At 63.5% G+C, this 14,208-nt stretch carries 15 protein-coding genes, 1 other RNA gene and 1 pseudogene; 13 read left to right on the top strand and 4 right to left on the bottom strand.

All coding sequences use genetic code 11. From position 1 onward, the window contains the following. Positions 1–78: 78 nt before the first annotated feature. Positions 79–762, bottom strand: coding sequence for a TetR/AcrR family transcriptional regulator (locus CK215_RS21680; RefSeq protein WP_095783789.1), 684 nt, complete (start codon positions 760–762; stop codon positions 79–81). A gap of 209 nt (positions 763–971) precedes the next feature. Here CK215_RS21680 and CK215_RS21685 point away from each other — a divergent pair, with 209 nt between their 5' ends. Continuing rightward, the gene (locus CK215_RS21685) at positions 972–2,177 is read left to right on the top strand and encodes a multidrug effflux MFS transporter (protein ID WP_095832106.1); all 1,206 of its coding nucleotides are present in this window, start codon (positions 972–974) and stop codon (positions 2,175–2,177) included. A gap of 138 nt (positions 2,178–2,315) precedes the next feature. Here CK215_RS21685 and ssrA read toward each other — a convergent pair. Further along, positions 2,316–2,676: a transfer-messenger RNA gene (gene ssrA, locus CK215_RS21690) on the bottom strand. Between the two features lie 169 nt (positions 2,677–2,845). Between ssrA and CK215_RS21695 the strand changes: the two genes are divergently transcribed. Together CK215_RS21695 and CK215_RS21700 are read left to right on the top strand one after the other, a co-directional pair. Further along, the gene (locus tag CK215_RS21695; protein ID WP_066990883.1) at positions 2,846–3,157 is read left to right on the top strand and encodes a DUF2853 family protein; all 312 of its coding nucleotides are present in this window, start codon (positions 2,846–2,848) and stop codon (positions 3,155–3,157) included. Between the two features lie 140 nt (positions 3,158–3,297). Further along, complete coding sequence (locus tag CK215_RS21700; RefSeq protein WP_095832107.1) at positions 3,298–4,092, top strand: thymidylate synthase; 795 nt, start codon at positions 3,298–3,300, stop codon at positions 4,090–4,092. 29 nt (positions 4,093–4,121) lie between these two features. On the opposite strand, the pseudogene CK215_RS21705 reads toward CK215_RS21700, so the two are convergent. Further along, positions 4,122–4,324, bottom strand: a pseudogene (locus CK215_RS21705) (TOBE domain-containing protein). Positions 4,325–4,479: 155 nt separating this feature from the next. On the opposite strand from CK215_RS21705, the gene modA reads away from it, so the two are divergent. The 4 genes from modA to CK215_RS21725 all read left to right on the top strand — a co-directional run bounded on the left by modA (position 4,480) and on the right by CK215_RS21725 (position 7,534). Continuing rightward, entirely contained in the window at positions 4,480–5,274 is a 795-nt protein-coding gene (gene modA, locus CK215_RS21710; RefSeq protein WP_095828994.1) for a molybdate ABC transporter substrate-binding protein, read from the top strand. 19 nt (positions 5,275–5,293) lie between these two features. Next, positions 5,294–5,998: a molybdate ABC transporter permease subunit gene (modB, locus tag CK215_RS21715; RefSeq protein WP_095828995.1), complete on the top strand. Its 705-nt coding sequence runs from the start codon at positions 5,294–5,296 to the stop codon at positions 5,996–5,998. Then, complete coding sequence (gene modC / locus CK215_RS21720) at positions 5,995–7,107, top strand: molybdenum ABC transporter ATP-binding protein (protein WP_066990894.1); 1,113 nt, start codon at positions 5,995–5,997, stop codon at positions 7,105–7,107. Before modB ends, modC begins: the two co-directional genes overlap by 4 nt. Before the next feature lie 85 nt (positions 7,108–7,192). Further along, positions 7,193–7,534 carry a winged helix-turn-helix domain-containing protein gene (locus CK215_RS21725; RefSeq protein ID WP_066990897.1) on the top strand — a complete coding sequence of 114 codons (342 nt, stop codon included), beginning with the start codon at positions 7,193–7,195 and terminating at the stop codon, positions 7,532–7,534. A gap of 17 nt (positions 7,535–7,551) precedes the next feature. Here the strand turns inward: CK215_RS21725 and cobF are convergent, their stop codons facing one another. Then, a complete protein-coding gene (gene cobF, locus CK215_RS21730) occupies positions 7,552–8,325 on the bottom strand; it encodes a precorrin-6A synthase (deacetylating) (protein ID WP_095828996.1) in 774 nt (257 codons plus the stop codon). Positions 8,326–8,499: 174 nt separating this feature from the next. On the opposite strand from cobF, the gene CK215_RS21735 reads away from it, so the two are divergent. The 6 genes from CK215_RS21735 to CK215_RS21760 all read left to right on the top strand — a co-directional run bounded on the left by CK215_RS21735 (position 8,500) and on the right by CK215_RS21760 (position 14,184). Continuing rightward, positions 8,500–9,513 carry a DUF4424 domain-containing protein gene (locus tag CK215_RS21735; protein WP_095829016.1) on the top strand — a complete coding sequence of 338 codons (1,014 nt, stop codon included), beginning with the start codon at positions 8,500–8,502 and terminating at the stop codon, positions 9,511–9,513. After that, positions 9,513–10,076, top strand: coding sequence for a dihydrofolate reductase (locus CK215_RS21740; RefSeq protein WP_095828997.1), 564 nt, complete (start codon positions 9,513–9,515; stop codon positions 10,074–10,076). The genes CK215_RS21735 and CK215_RS21740 overlap by 1 nt, the downstream gene beginning before the upstream one ends. Before the next feature lie 201 nt (positions 10,077–10,277). Next, a complete protein-coding gene (gene hflK / locus CK215_RS21745; RefSeq protein ID WP_066990906.1) occupies positions 10,278–11,375 on the top strand; it encodes an FtsH protease activity modulator HflK in 1,098 nt (365 codons plus the stop codon). After that, the gene (locus CK215_RS21750) at positions 11,375–12,337 is read left to right on the top strand and encodes a protease modulator HflC (RefSeq protein ID WP_095832108.1); all 963 of its coding nucleotides are present in this window, start codon (positions 11,375–11,377) and stop codon (positions 12,335–12,337) included. The genes hflK and CK215_RS21750 overlap by 1 nt, the downstream gene beginning before the upstream one ends. Before the next feature lie 6 nt (positions 12,338–12,343). Next, the gene (locus tag CK215_RS21755) at positions 12,344–12,532 is read left to right on the top strand and encodes a DUF2065 family protein (protein ID WP_095832109.1); all 189 of its coding nucleotides are present in this window, start codon (positions 12,344–12,346) and stop codon (positions 12,530–12,532) included. A 140-nt stretch (positions 12,533–12,672) separates the two neighbouring features. Continuing rightward, positions 12,673–14,184 carry a DegQ family serine endoprotease gene (locus tag CK215_RS21760; RefSeq protein ID WP_095832110.1) on the top strand — a complete coding sequence of 504 codons (1,512 nt, stop codon included), beginning with the start codon at positions 12,673–12,675 and terminating at the stop codon, positions 14,182–14,184. Positions 14,185–14,208: the final 24 nt, after the last annotated feature.

The following is a 14,208-nucleotide window of genomic DNA, read 5'->3' on the forward strand; positions in this document are numbered from 1 at the left end:
AATCAAGCTTGGGCGCGGCGTAAACCGCATATAGGCGCCGAAAGCTAAGGCCAAGAGGGCTGGCGGCGATTTGATCGCTCAGGCGTGGGCGAGGGCGGCCTGCCGGGCGGCTGCCGCTTTCTTCCTGCCGAAGGCGGCCAGAAAGGTGCGCACGCCATTGGTCGCTGACCGCAACACCTCTTCCTCCGTCGGTATGCCGCCGAGCATGAAGGTTGTCTGCAACTCGGCGTTGACGAGCGCGAGGAACTGCCGCGCCGCCACATCCGGATCGTCGATCGAGAGGTGCCCGGCATAGGCGAGCCGCGCGAAGCGGGCGGCAAGCGCCGACCAGGTGCGGCCCGGTCCCTGTTCGCGCCACTCGGCAAAAAGCTCGGGATAGCGCTCGCCCTCGGCCTGGATCAGCTTGCGCAGGAAGCGGCCGTCGCGGTTGCAAATACAGTTGCGGTTCATGCGCACCGCGAAGGCGACAAGATCGGCTTCGAGATCGGCGGGCTGGTCGGGAAAGGTGGCAATGGTGGCGAAGATGCCGGCATTGCAGCGCTCCGTCAGGTCGCGCACAATGGCCATGAACAGCTTTTCCTTATCGCCATGATGATTGTAGACGGTCTGGCGCGAAACACCGGCCTCGGCCGCGATCAGGTCGATATTGGCGCCGGCATAGCCTTCGCGGCAGAAGACCGAAGCGGCAGCATCAACCACCGATATGCGCTTGGCCTCATGGCTGCGTGGCGGGAAAGTGTCAGGAGAAACGCCGACCTTCATAAAAAACTATATAGCGATGATTGACGAATTGGACAAGCCTGTCTAAATTTATAGACACCATAAAGCGAAGTCCGCTCCCGGGAAACGGCAGATTCGCGCTTTGAAGCGACGATGATTTCACATCCCGGATGTCGGGGTTCCACGGGATGGAACGTCCTCGGGTAGACGCCGGACCACGGCGGCAACCAGATCCGAAAGAAGCCCTTATCATGAGTCCCAAATTCCTCCGCATCGCGGTCGTGCTCGGCTTGTTGTCCGCAATCGGCCCGTTCGCCATCGATATGTATCTTCCCGCGCTGCCTTCGATCGGTGCGGATTTGAAGGCTGGCACCGCCGCCGTGCAGATGAGCCTTTTGATCGTCTTCCTGTCGATGGGTTTCGGCCAGATCGTCGTCGGACCGATCTCGGACATGGTCGGGCGCAAGCTGCCGCTTTACGTCGGACTCGCGCTGTTCATGGTTGGCGGCGTCGGCTCGGCTATGGCGCCCACTATCGAGTGGCTGATCGCCTTCCGCTTCCTGCAAGGGCTCGGCGCCAGCGCCGGCATGGCAGTGCCGCGCGCCATCGTGCGTGACCTGCACACCGGCAACGAGGCCGCCAAGCTGATGTCGTTGCTGATGCTGGTGTTCTCGGTGTCGCCTATCCTCGCGCCGCTCACGGGCAGCCAGATCATCGAGAGCTTCGGCTGGCGTGCCGTGTTCTGGACGGTAACGGGCGCAGCAGCTTTAGCCACCATCCTGCTCGCGACCTCGCTGAAAGAGACGCGTTCGGCGGAGGAGCGCGCCAACTCGTCCTTCGGCACGGCACTTGCCGGTTACCGCTACCTGATAAGCGACTGCAACTTCCTTGGCCTGACGGCGATCGCCGGCTTCGGCATTGCGAGCTTCTTCGTCTATCTGTCGAGTTCGTCCTTCATCCTGATCGACCACTACGGCCTGTCGCCGTCGGTCTACAGTGTGTTCTTCTCGATCAACGCGGTCGCCTTCATCGGCATGTCGCAGCTGACCGGGATGCTGGCGGATCGCTTCGGCTTGAAGCGGGTCGTGTGGGTCGCGGTGACCGGCTATGCCACGGTGATGGTGGCGCTGTTCGCGATAATGGCATCCGGTGTCGACCGGCTCGACGTGATGGCGGCGCTGCTCTTTGTCGGCTACGGCTTCCTTGGCCTGGTCATTCCGACCACCTCCGTGCTGGCGATGGAAGAGCATGGCGAGATCGCCGGCACGGCATCGGCGCTGATGGGCACGCTGCACTTCGCCATCGGCGCGCTGGCCATGGGCGTGGCGGGCCTCTTCTTCGACGGCACGCCGCTGCCGATGGTGGCCGGCATCACGCTCTGCGCGGTGATTTCCTTCATGCTGGCCAAGATGACGCTCGGCCGTGCGCGCGAAGCGGTCGAGGCGCCTGCCGAGTAAGACGCGGATAGAAATTGGAAGAGGCCGGGATTGCCCGAGGCCGGGATTGCCCGGCCTTTTTCAGCCCAGGCAGGACCGCAGCATGCGCGCCAAGCATGCTTGGCCGTTCACTTGACTTGGAAAGAAGGCGAGGGGGAAGGTGGAGGTTTCTGTTGCCAGGTACCTCCGAACCCCGCCTAGAAGTGCGAACCTCTAGGGCTTGATTTGAAGCGTTCGCACTGCATTAAGCAGCGAGACGAGCTTCCGCATAGTTGTCGTTGGCAACTATAAGTTTAGCCCGATGACGGTGGTACAATGCCGGGCAAAAGTACGATCTTTACACCTTCGTCGATCCTATTTCGCCCCCAGCAAAAGCCGCTCCCTTTGGAAGAGCGGTTTTTGGTGGAGGCGCCGGGTACCGCCCCCGGGTCCGAACGGCTTATTTCATCGCCTGTTTATCGCCATAGTCGGTCAAGCCGACCAAGCGAATATAGGGAGCGGTTACGGAAAATGAAAGGGCCAAGTCGAGGCTTGTCCCCTGCGCCAAACCCGACAGCCGAGGGTTGACTTGCGCGTCTACTCAATCGAAGCTCCCCCGGCGATGAGGAATATCTGACCTAGCGCACAAGTTGCGCGGCGCGCCACAAGCCTCATCGATCGGATCCGTGGCGCCGACGAGGGGAAGTTTCATGGCCGACTATCTTGCGGATGTGAAGAAATACGATGCCGGCGCCAGCGCCGATGCGGTCGAGAAGATCGTCAAGCATCTTGGCATCGCGCTCAGGAACCGCGATTCCTCCCTGGTCTCCTGCGCGGACCCGAAGGAGCTCGAGCGGGTCCGGGACAACTGGGTGACCAAGAAGCTTGGGATTGCCGACGCCAAGAAGGCCGACGCCTCGATCGAGAAGGCGTGCAAGGCGATGGCCGCCGACAACACCAAGAGCCGCGTGACCTTCTATTATCTGGTGGCGAAGGACCTGGGCAAACTGGGTTCTCTGTGAGGCAAGGCCATCGGCAGCCGGCATGGCAACGTGCCGGCGCCGTGGATTTTTCGGCGCCGGATCGACATCTCTAGGCTTTGGGTATTCGACCGACACCCAGTCGGCTATGATCGCTTGTCATCCGAATCGAGGCCGAGCCGATGCGCCAATATCTCGACCTGTTGAAGCATGTGCTGGAGAACGGCTCCGATCGCGGCGACCGCACCTGTACCGGCACGCGCTCGGTGTTCGGCTACCAGATGCGCTTCGACCTTTCGCGCGGCTTCCCGGTCACCACCACCAAGAAGCTGCATCTGAAGTCGATCATCCACGAGTTGCTGTGGTTCCTGGCCGGCGACACCAACATCAAATATCTCAACGACAACGGCGTCACCATCTGGGACGAATGGGCTGACGAGAATGGGGATCTCGGCCCTGTCTACGGCAAGCAGTGGCGCTCATGGCCGGATGGGCACGGCGGCGAGATCGACCAGATCGCCGCCCTTCTCAAGGAGATACGCAAGAATCCCAATTCGCGCCGGCTGATCGTCTCAGCCTGGAATCCGGCCCAAGTGGAGGCGATGGCGCTGCCGCCCTGCCATTGCCTGTTCCAGTTCTACGTTTCGGAAGGCCGGCTCTCCTGCCAGCTGTATCAGCGCTCGGCCGACGTTTTCCTGGGCGTGCCGTTCAACATCGCATCCTACGCCCTCCTGACTCTGATGGTGGCGCAGGTCACCGGCTTGAAGCCTGGCGATTTCGTCCATACGCTCGGCGACGCGCATCTTTACTCGAACCATTTCGAGCAGGCGCGCGAGCAGATGCGGCGTACGCCGAAGCCGCTGCCGACAATGTGGATCAACCCGGATGTGAAGGATCTTTTTGCCTTCCGCTTCGAGGATTTCCGCCTCGAGAACTATTTTGCGGACGCCAATATCAAGGCGCCGATCGCGGTATAAGGCCCGGAGCGCCGCCAGCGCTCAAGCCGTCAGTCAATCCCGACCATGACGTCGGAGGCCTTGATCACCTATAGGTCTGCTTGCCCAGTCGCAGATCGGCAGCCGCTTCGTTGGTGATCGAAGCCGTGTCGAGGGCGCCGCCGCCGATAGCTATCCGGACATGCGAGGTGGTCGCTCCCTCGACGATTTCCGTGACCTTGCCTTTCAGGATATTGCCGGCGCTGATCTTAATCTGCGCCTCGCTGTATCGAACGGAGTTCACCGTGGGCTGGTGGGATCCTGACGTACAACGGCGCGGAGCCTAAAAATCCTTTTCTTGTTATGTTCATCCGGATATATCGAATCAGGGCTCGAACCGAACGGATTTTCAGAAGAGGGCGAGGTTTCATGACGGGCAAGGGTTTTGGATTGAAGGCGATGGCCATTGGCGGACTGACGGCAGCGTTGATGGCGGCTGTGCCGGCAGCCCACGCCGACGACAAGGTGATCGTGTTCGCCGCGGCCAGCCTCAAGGACGCGCTCGATGCGGTCAACAAGGCCTGCGAGCCCGAGGTCGGCGAAGCGGCCACGATTTCCTATGCGGCAAGCTCGGCGCTGGCCAAGCAGATCGAGGGCGGCGCGCCAGCCGATGTCTTCGTCTCGGCCGACCTCGACTGGATGAAGTATCTGTCTGACAAGAAGCTGACCAGGCCCGACACCGAGGTGAAGCTGCTCGGCAACCAGATCGTGCTCGTGGCGCCGCAAGATTCCAAGGTCGAGGCGAAGGTCGAGAAGGGCTTCGACCTCGCCGGGCTCATCCGCGACGGTCGGCTCGCCATGGGGGATTTCAAGGCGGTGCCCGCCGGCAAATACGGCAAGGCGGCGCTGGAATGGCTGGGCGTCTGGTCCTCCGTCGAAGGCAAGGTCGCGCAGGCCGAGAATGTCCGCGCCGCGCTCAAGCTGGTGTCGACGGGCGAGGCCGCGCTCGGCATCGTCTACGCCACCGACGCCCATGCCGAAAAGGGCGTCAAGGTCGTCGGCACCTTCCCCGAGGATTCGCACCCGCCGATCATCTACCCGATTGCCCAGACCGCGGATTCGAAGGACAAGGATACGGCTGCCTTCCTGAAATGCGTCGAGTCAGCCAAGGCCGCCGCGCTCTTCAAGGAACAGGGTTTTACGGTGCTCGCGCCGAGCAACTGAGAAAGACCTAACACCGCAAATGAACTGGCTGCTGGACCTCACTCCCGACGAATGGAATGCGGTCCGGCTGTCGATCAAGGTGGCGACTGTGGCTATGATCGCCAGCCTGCCGCCCGGCATCCTGATCGCGCTCGTCCTGGCCCGGGGGCGGTTCTGGGGCAAGACCTTGCTCAACGGGCTGGTGCATTTGCCGTTGATCCTGCCGCCGGTGGTGACCGGTTATCTGCTGCTGCTCACCTTCGGCCGGCGCGGGCCCGCCGGCGCCTTCCTCGCCGAGCATTTCGGCATCGTTTTTTCCTTCCGCTGGACGGGGGCAGCACTTGCCTGCGGGGTGATGGGGTTTCCGCTGATGGTGCGGGCGATCCGGCTGTCGATCGAGGCGGTCGACCGCAAGATGGAGGCGGCCGCCGGCACGCTCGGCGCCAACCCGATCTGGGTGTTTGCCACAATCACGCTGCCGCTGATCCTGCCCGGCCTGATCGCCGGCGCGATGCTGTCCTTCGCCAAGGCGATGGGCGAGTTCGGCGCGACCATTACTTTCGTCTCCAACATCCCCAACGAGACGCAGACGCTGCCCTCGGCAATCTACACTTTCACGCAGGTGCCGGGCGGCGATCCCGGAGCGCTGCGCCTGACGCTGATTTCGATCGTCATCTCGATGGTGGCGCTGGTGGCCTCCGAGGTTCTGGCGCGCCGGATCGGCCAGCGGATGGACATCGAATGACGCTCTCGGTGGACGTCAGTCATCGTCTCGGCGATTTCGCCATCGAGGCGAGTTTCGAAAGCGCCGGCCGGCTGACGGCGCTGTTCGGGCCTTCGGGCTCGGGCAAGTCGACGCTGATCAATGTGATCGCCGGGCTGATCCGGCCGCGGAAAGGGCGGATCGCGGTGGACGGGCGCGTGCTGGTCGACACCGCCGCCGGCATCTTCGTGCCGATGCACAGGCGACGGATCGGCATGGTGTTCCAGGATGCGCGGCTCTTCCCGCATTTGAGCGTCGCCGGCAATCTGCGCTATGGCCGCTGGTTCACGCCGGTTGCCGAGCGCTACGCCAGTATGGATGCGGTGGTCGAACTCCTTGGCATCGGTCCCATGCTCGACCGGCGGCCGGCGAAATTGTCGGGTGGTGAAAAGCAGCGCGTGGCGATCGGCCGCGCGCTCCTTGCCAGCCCGAAACTGCTTTTGATGGACGAGCCGCTTGCCTCGCTCGACGAGGCGCGAAAGGCCGAAATCCTGCCCTATATCGAGCGGCTGCGCGATGAGACGAAGATCCCGATCGCCTATGTCAGCCATTCCGTCGCCGAGGTGGCGCGGCTGGCGACCGACGTGGCGGTGCTGTCCCAAGGCAAGATCGCGGCTTTCGGCCCGACCGAGGCGATCATGCAGCGGCTCGACCTCTTGCCGGCGGAGGAGCGCGGCGAGGGCGGCGCGGTGCTCGACACCAGGGTTTTGCGTCACGACGAGGCTTTCGGCATGACTGTGCTCGGCTCGCCGGCCGGCGAGATCCGCGTGCCGCGCGTTTCACGCCCGGCGGGAGCTCTGGTGCGGCTCCGCATCCGCGCCCGCGATGTCATGATCGCGACCGAACAGCCGTCGGGTCTTAGCGCGCTCAACATATTGCCGGGCAAAATCGCCGCGGTCAGGCCGGGCGTCGGGCCTACGGTGGAGATCGCCATCGACTGCAACGGAGCAACGGTGCTGGCGCGCGTCACCGAACAGTCGAAGCAGAGCCTTCGGCTCGCGCTCGGCCGCGAGGTCTTCGCGGTGATCAAGACGGTGAGCTTTGACAGCGCGACGACAGGTGCTGGGCTGCCGGTGGAGGCCGATGGTTGACGAAAGGGCAATATCGCTATGTTGGTTTGGAATAGCGATGTGGCGGCGGAGAGGGTAATCTCGACATGATCGCAGAGGACAAGGGATGCCATCGCTGAGCCTGCGGATAAATCTCGACCCTGACGGACGAATTGGTCCGGGCAAGATCGAATTGTTGGAGCAGATCGCCGCTTTCGGCTCGATTTCGGCCGCGGCGCGCGGCATGGAGATGTCCTACAAGCATGCCTGGGACCTGGTCGAGGACATGAACCGGGTGTTCGGCAAGCCGCTGGTGGCGGCGCAGACCGGCGGCCGAAAAGGCGGCGGCGCGCAATTGACCGCCGTGGGTCTCGCCGTCGTCAGCCGTTTCAGAGCGATCGAGCGCGCGGCGGCTTCAGCGGCGGCCGTCCATATGCAGGCGTTGCAGGCCGAGATCGACGCCGGTTGATTGGGCCTGTAAGGGGCCTATTCCTCCGGCTCCCCGGGCTTGCGGAGCAAATAGGTGTCCATGATCCAGCCCTTTTTGCGCCGGGCTTCCTCTCGGACCTTCTCGATTGCGGCGCCGACATCGCCGAGGCGGCCGGAAAGGATGATCTCGTCCGGCGTGCCGAGATAGGCACCCCACTGGATGAAAACATCCTGGTCGGCCAGCGTGTTGAAGGCGCACTTGCCGTCCAGCATGACAACTGTGCTCCCGGCATTCGCGGGCAGGCCTTCCTCAGTCAGCCGGCGGCCGGTGGTGACCAGGATCGAATCGCCGATGCGGTTGAGCGCGGTCGCGTGGGCGGCGGCAAGCGCCTGGATCGCGGTGATGCCCGGAATGACCTCGAGCTCGAAACCGACATTGCCCCTCAGGCGCACGCGCTCCAGAATGCGCAGCGCGCTGTCGTAGAGCGAGGGGTCGCCCCAGATCAGGAATGCGCCGCAGCCGTCCTCGGCAAGCTCGTTGCCGATCAGCCCTTCATAGATTTCGGCGATCGCCTCGTGCCAGTCGTCGACGGCCACGCGATAGGACGATGTCGGCTCGGCCCGAACCGGGACGTCGAATTCGACGCGGCGCGACTTCGGGTTTGTGACGAAGTGGTCGCAGATCTGCCGACGGACCTCCGCAAGGTCGTTCTTTCTCGCGCCTTTGTCGGGAACGAACAGCACGTCGGCCCGGTTCAGGCCGTTGATGGCCTGTACGGTCATGTGGTCGGGATTGCCGGCGCCGATGCCGATGACGAGAAGCTTGCGCATAGGCGTCCTCCTGCCCGATCGGGCGGCCGGTGTCCAGACGGGGGCAGGCAGGCACGCGGGCGCAAAACTCGGCCGGTCGGCAGAAACGCTGAACGCCTCTAGCTACTTCTCCTGGAATTGCTCTAGATGGAAGCGCATACGCATGATCCCGGTCATGCCGTCGAGAGGGGAGCCATGACACGCACTATCCTGACCGCAGCGCTGGCATTCTCGGTTGCACCGGCCTTCGCCAACGATTCCGTTGCCGCGCTTGGCACCGGCGGGCTGATCCTGTCGCGCAGCGATGCGGTTGCCATGGAAAGCGAAGATCTCTTCATCTCGCCGGAAAAGGTGACCGTCGACTACGTTTTCCGCAACAATACCGACAAGGACGTCAGCGCGATCGTCGCCTTCCCGATGCCGGATATCGAAGGCGACCCGAACGAGATGCCGGCGATCCCGGAAGCGCAGAGCGACAATTTCCTCGGCTTCGAGGTGACGATCGACGGCGTCGACGCCAATCCGCAGCTCGAACAAAAGGCGTTCGCGCTGGGCATCGACATCACCGCGGAACTCAAGGCGCACGACGTGCCGCTCTATCCGTTCGGTGACGCCGCCAAGGCGGCGCTGGCAAAGCTGCCCAAGGACGTCGCCCAGGATTGGGAAGATCGCGGCATCATCGTCGAAGACACCGCCGATAACGGTTCGGGCATGCAAACCGCCTACGCGCCGTTCTGGCAGTTGCGCTCGACCTATTGGTGGCGCTCCACCTTCCCGGCCAACAAGCAAGTCCATGTCTGGCACCGCTACAAGCCGAGCGTCGGCGGCACGTCATCGGTCAGCTTCTATTACGACGGCAAGTTCCAGGGGCAGTACGACACTTACAAGACCCGCTACTGCATGGACGGCGCGTTCGAGAACGCTGTGCGCAAGGCAGCGAACGAAAATCCCGACGGCTATCCCAAATATTTCGAGAGCCGCATCGAATATATCCTCACCACCGGTGGCAACTGGGCGTCCGGCAGTGTCGGCAATTTCAAGCTCACCATCGACAAGGGCAGCCCAAAGAATCTGGTCTCCTTCTGCGGCGACAACGTCCGCAAGGTGGGTCCGACGACGTTCGAGATGACGGCCAAGGATTTTTATCCGGAGCACGATATCGGCATCTTGCTGCTCGAGCCGTCGGACAATAGCGGGAACGGCGGCTGATGGACATCGCGATCTACGTCGCCATTGCCGAGAACGGCGTGATCGGACGCGAAGGCGGGCTGCCGTGGCGGCTTTCCAGCGACCTGAAACGCTTCAAGGCCGATACGATGGGCAAGCCGATCATCATGGGCCGCAAGACCTATGAGGGCATCGGCCGGCCGCTGCCCGGCAGGCTCAACATCGTGGTGACGCGAGCCAGAGACTGGCGATCCGAGGGCACCGAAGTCGCCCATTCGCTCGACGAGGCGATCACGCTGGCCAAGGTGCGCGGCCGCTGCATGGCAGGTGCCGGGGAGATCTGCGTCGTCGGCGGCGGCGAGATCTATGCCCAGGCCCTGCCGTTGGCCGATCGTCTCCACGTCACGCATGTGCTGGCCGCGGTCGATGGCGACGCTCATTTTCCGCCGATCGACCCCGCGATCTGGCGGATCGTCCGATCCGAGGATTTTCCGGCGGGCGAAAAGGACAGCCACGCGACACGCTATACCGTTTACGAGCGCAGCGGCGACGGTCACCGACGAGGACAAAGGGTCGCTGACGGCTCAAATCGCAGGCGCGCGTAGCGGATCGCGTTGAAAGCGCGTCACGGCGTCCCTATAGAAGAACGAGGGTACAGCGCCACGCTTCCAACCGGACGCGCAAGAAGGTCGCCGTAAAACTTTGATTTGGCGCATGATTCCTTTCGGAAAACCGATATCGGTTTTCGAGGTCATGCGCTAGGATCGCGCCGCAAGGCCTGAGGGAACCGAAGCGAAAGGACATTCATGCCCTGGAACGACAAGAGCGGTGGCGGCGGCCCATGGGGCGGCGGCGGCAATCAGGGGCCCTGGGGACAGGGACCGAAAGGCCCGAGCGGCCCGCCCGGGTCGCCTCCCGATCTCGAGGACATTATCCGCCGCGGCCAGGACAGGCTGCGGCGCGCTCTTCCGGGAGGCGGCGGCGCCAGCCCGGCCGTCCTCGGGCTGATCGCGCTCGCGCTTGTCGTGCTTTGGGCTTTCAAGGCCATCTATACCGTGCAGCCTGACGAGGTCGCGGTCGAATTGCGCTTCGGCAAGCCGAAGGCCGAGCTCTCGCAGCCAGGCCTGCATTTCCACTGGTGGCCGATCGAAACGGTCGAAACGGCAAAGATTTCCGAGCAACTCGTCAGCATCGGCGGCGGGGCGAGCAGCGGCTCCGGGCTGATGCTCTCCGGCGACCAGAACATCGTCAATGTGCAGTTCTCGGTCGCCTACCAGGTTTCCGATCCAAGGGCCTATCTGTTCGACGTCTCCGATCCCGACGGCATGCTGACGCAGGTGGCCGAAAGCGCCATGCGCGAGGTCGTCGGCCGGCGCCCCGCGCAGGATATTTTCCGCGACGATCGCCAGGGTATTGCCACATCGGTGCGTGAGATCATCCAAAACACGCTCGACGGTTACAAGACGGGTCTGCAAGTCAACGCAATCTCCATCGAGGACGCCGCCCCGCCGCGCGAGGTCGCCGATGCTTTCGACGAGGTGCAGCGCGCCGAGCAGGACGAGGACAAGTTCGTCGAGCAGGCCAATCAATATTCCAACCAGAAGCTCGGCCAGGCGCGCGGCGAGGCGGCCCAGATCCGCGAAGATGCCGCCGCCTACAAGAACCGGGTCGTGCAGGAAGCCGAAGGTGAGGCCCAGCGCTTCATCTCCGTTTACAACGAATACGCCAAAGCGCCCGACGTGACGCGCAAGCGCCTTTACCTGGAAACAATGGAGAGGATCCTGAAGGACTCGAACAAGGTCGTCGTCGAGCAGGGCAACGGGCAGGGTGTGCTTCCTTACCTGCCGCTGCCGGCACTGCAGCCCAAGGCGCCGCCCGCGCCTGCGCTGGGAGGTAACCAGTGATGGCCAACAGGCTTCCCATCATCGCGGTCATCGCGGCCGTCCTTCTGTTCCTGCTTTATTCGTCGGTGTTCGTCGTCAAGGCGGGCGAGCAGGCGATCGTGCTGAGGTTCGGCGAGATCATCGACGTCAAGACCGAGCCGGGCATCTACTTCAAGGCGCCATTCGCCTTCTTCGATGCCGACAGCGTTCAGACGATCGAGAAAAAAGTGATGCGCTTCGACCTCGACAATATCCGCGTCCAGGTCTCCGGCGGCAAGTTCTACGAGGTCGACGCCTTCATCGCCTACCGCATCTCGGATCCGCGCACGTTCCGCGCGGCGGTATCGGGGCAGGTGGAACTCGCCGAAGCCCGGCTGAAGACGCGTCTCGATGCGGCGCTGCGCCGCGTCTATGGTCTGCGCGACTTCGAGGCGGCACTTTCCGAAGAACGCGGCGTCATGATGCGCGAGGTGCGCGACCAACTGCGTCCGGACGCGACTTCGCTCGGCCTCGACATCGAAGATGTGCGCATCCGCCGGACGGATCTGACCGCCGAAGTATCGCAGCAGACCTACGATCGCATGAAAGCCGAACGCCTGGCGGAAGCCGAGCGGCTGAGAGCCCGCGGCAACGAGGCGGCGCAGCGTATCAAAGCCAGGGCCGACCGCGAGGTCGTCGAGATCATCGCCGAGGCGCAGAAAGAATCGGAGATCCTGCGCGGCGAGGGCGAGGCGCAGCGCAGCGCCACCTTTGCTGAAGCCTATAAGCGGGACCCGGGCTTCTTCGATTTCTATCGCTCGATGAATGCTTACGGCACGGCCTTGGACAGCACCGGAACCACCATGGTGCTGTCGCCCGACTCCGAGTTCTTCCGTTTCTTCCGCGATCCGGAAAGCAAGCCCGAGCCCGGACAGCCGGCGGCATCGCAGCCCGCGCCCGCGACGCCGGCAGCCCCGGCCACGCAACCCGGCAACGCCCAGTAGCGGACGGTGCAGGATTTCCTCGCGGCCATCGGCCTGGTCCTCGTCATCGAGGGCCTGGTCTATGGCGGGTTTCCGGCTCTGGCCAGGACACTGGCGGCGGAGGTGCTGTCCTTGCCGGAGAATGTGCTGCGGATCGCCGGATTGGCTGCAATCGCCCTCGGCGTCGCCATCGTCTGGCTGGTTCGCGGCTGCTGAAATTCCTTGGTGCCGAGGCGATTGACGATTTATCTTCCGCCGATAGCTATAGCCGCAAACGTGCCTTATTTCTTGCCAACATGAATTGACGGGCGCCTTTGCGGAAGCGCCTTTCTTTTTCAAAACGCCGGGAGGCCACGATGATATCCGACACCCTGTTGCGCGCGGCGCGGCGCAGGTTTTTCGCCGGCGCCACCGCATTCGTCGTCGGCATAGTTGCCGTCCCGTCGTTCGTCACGCCCACGATCGCTTCCGACGCGCCGCCTTCCGTCGCCGACCTTGCCGAACGCCTGCTCGGCGCGGTGGTCAACATCTCGACCTCGCAAACCGTCAAAGGCACGGAAGGCCCCGGTGCGGTGCCGATGCCACAGCTTCCGGAAGGCTCGCCCTTCCAGGACTTTTTCGATGACTTCTTCAAGAACCGCGGCGGCGACAAGGGCGGCGGGCAGAAGGTGCAGTCGCTTGGCTCCGGCTTCGTCATCGATGCCGAGCAGGGCATCGTGGTGACCAACAATCACGTCATCGCCGATGCCGACGACATCGAGGTCAATTTCTCCGACGGCGTGACGCTGAAGGCGACGCTTGTCGGCACCGATACAAAGACCGACGTCGCGTTGCTGAAGGTCGAGCCGAAGGGCCACAAATTGACGGCGGTGAAGTTCGGCGATTCCACCAAGATGCGCGTCGGCGACTGGGTGATGGCGATCGGCAATCCGTTCGGTCTTGGCGGCACGGTCACGGTCGGCATCGTCTCGGCGCGCAACCGCGATATCAATTCCGGCCCTTATGACGATTTCATCCAGACCGACGCCGCCATCAATCGCGGCAATTCCGGCGGTCCGCTGTTCAACAGCAGTGGCGAGGTCATCGGCATCAACACGGCGATCATCTCGCCCTCGGGCGGCTCGATCGGCATCGGCTTTTCCATTCCTTCGCAGCTCGCCGCGGGCGTCGTCGATCAGCTTCGCCAGTTCGGCGAAACGCGGCGCGGCTGGCTTGGCGTGCGCATCCAGCCGGTGACGGACGACATCGCCGAAAGCCTCGGCATGGCGACGGCCAAGGGCGCGCTGGTGGCCGGTGTCATCAAGGGCGGACCGGTCGACAACGGCACGGTTCAAGCCGGCGACGTCATCATCAAATTCGACGGCAAGGACATCCACGAAATGCGCGACCTGCCGCGCGTCGTCGCCGAAAGCCCGGTCGGCAAGGCCGTCGACGTCGTCATCGTGCGCAAGGGCGTCGAGCAGACAGTGAAGGTGACGCTCGGCCGGCTCGAGGACGGCGAGAAGCTGGCCAGCGGCGAGAACGGCAGTACCGGCGAGGACAAGGGCGACAAGGCGGCTCCTGTGTCGACGGCTTCGGTGCTCGGCATGACCGTTGGCGAGCTCAACGAGCAGACCAGACAGAAATTCGGCATCGCGGCCGATGTGTCGGGCGTGGTCATCACCGACGTCGCCAAGGATTCGGCCGCCGCCGAACGCGGCATCCAGCCCGGCGAGGTGATCACCGAGATCGCGCAGGAATCGGTCGGCACGCCAAAGGATGTCATGGACCGGATCGGCGCGCTGAAAGAGCAGGGCCGCAAGAACGCGCTGCTGATGCTCGCCTCGAAATCCGGCGAGTTGCGCTTCGTGACGATCCGGATGGACTGATTGGGGAAAGCCCGCACGGGTTGA

Origin of the sequence: Mesorhizobium sp. WSM3864 (genome assembly GCF_002294955.1) — a bacterium.
Lineage (GTDB): Bacteria > Pseudomonadota > Alphaproteobacteria > Rhizobiales > Rhizobiaceae > Mesorhizobium.

Coding starts and splice junctions, on each gene's coding strand:
- modB (WP_095828995.1), top strand. CDS start 5,294: ATGAACTGGCTGCTGGACCTCACTCCCGACGAATGGAATGCGGTCCGG.
- CK215_RS21740 (WP_095828997.1), top strand. CDS start 9,513: ATGGACATCGCGATCTACGTCGCCATTGCCGAGAACGGCGTGATCGGA.
- CK215_RS21760 (WP_095832110.1), top strand. CDS start 12,673: ATGATATCCGACACCCTGTTGCGCGCGGCGCGGCGCAGGTTTTTCGCC.
- CK215_RS21695 (WP_066990883.1), top strand. CDS start 2,846: ATGGCCGACTATCTTGCGGATGTGAAGAAATACGATGCCGGCGCCAGC.
- CK215_RS21700 (WP_095832107.1), top strand. CDS start 3,298: ATGCGCCAATATCTCGACCTGTTGAAGCATGTGCTGGAGAACGGCTCC.
- cobF (WP_095828996.1), bottom strand. CDS start 8,325: ATGCGCAAGCTTCTCGTCATCGGCATCGGCGCCGGCAATCCCGACCAC.
- CK215_RS21735 (WP_095829016.1), top strand. CDS start 8,500: ATGACACGCACTATCCTGACCGCAGCGCTGGCATTCTCGGTTGCACCG.
- hflK (WP_066990906.1), top strand. CDS start 10,278: ATGCCCTGGAACGACAAGAGCGGTGGCGGCGGCCCATGGGGCGGCGGC.
- CK215_RS21685 (WP_095832106.1), top strand. CDS start 972: ATGAGTCCCAAATTCCTCCGCATCGCGGTCGTGCTCGGCTTGTTGTCC.
- modA (WP_095828994.1), top strand. CDS start 4,480: ATGACGGGCAAGGGTTTTGGATTGAAGGCGATGGCCATTGGCGGACTG.
- CK215_RS21725 (WP_066990897.1), top strand. CDS start 7,193: ATGCCATCGCTGAGCCTGCGGATAAATCTCGACCCTGACGGACGAATT.
- CK215_RS21750 (WP_095832108.1), top strand. CDS start 11,375: ATGGCCAACAGGCTTCCCATCATCGCGGTCATCGCGGCCGTCCTTCTG.
- CK215_RS21680 (WP_095783789.1), bottom strand. CDS start 762: ATGAAGGTCGGCGTTTCTCCTGACACTTTCCCGCCACGCAGCCATGAG.
- modC (WP_066990894.1), top strand. CDS start 5,995: ATGACGCTCTCGGTGGACGTCAGTCATCGTCTCGGCGATTTCGCCATC.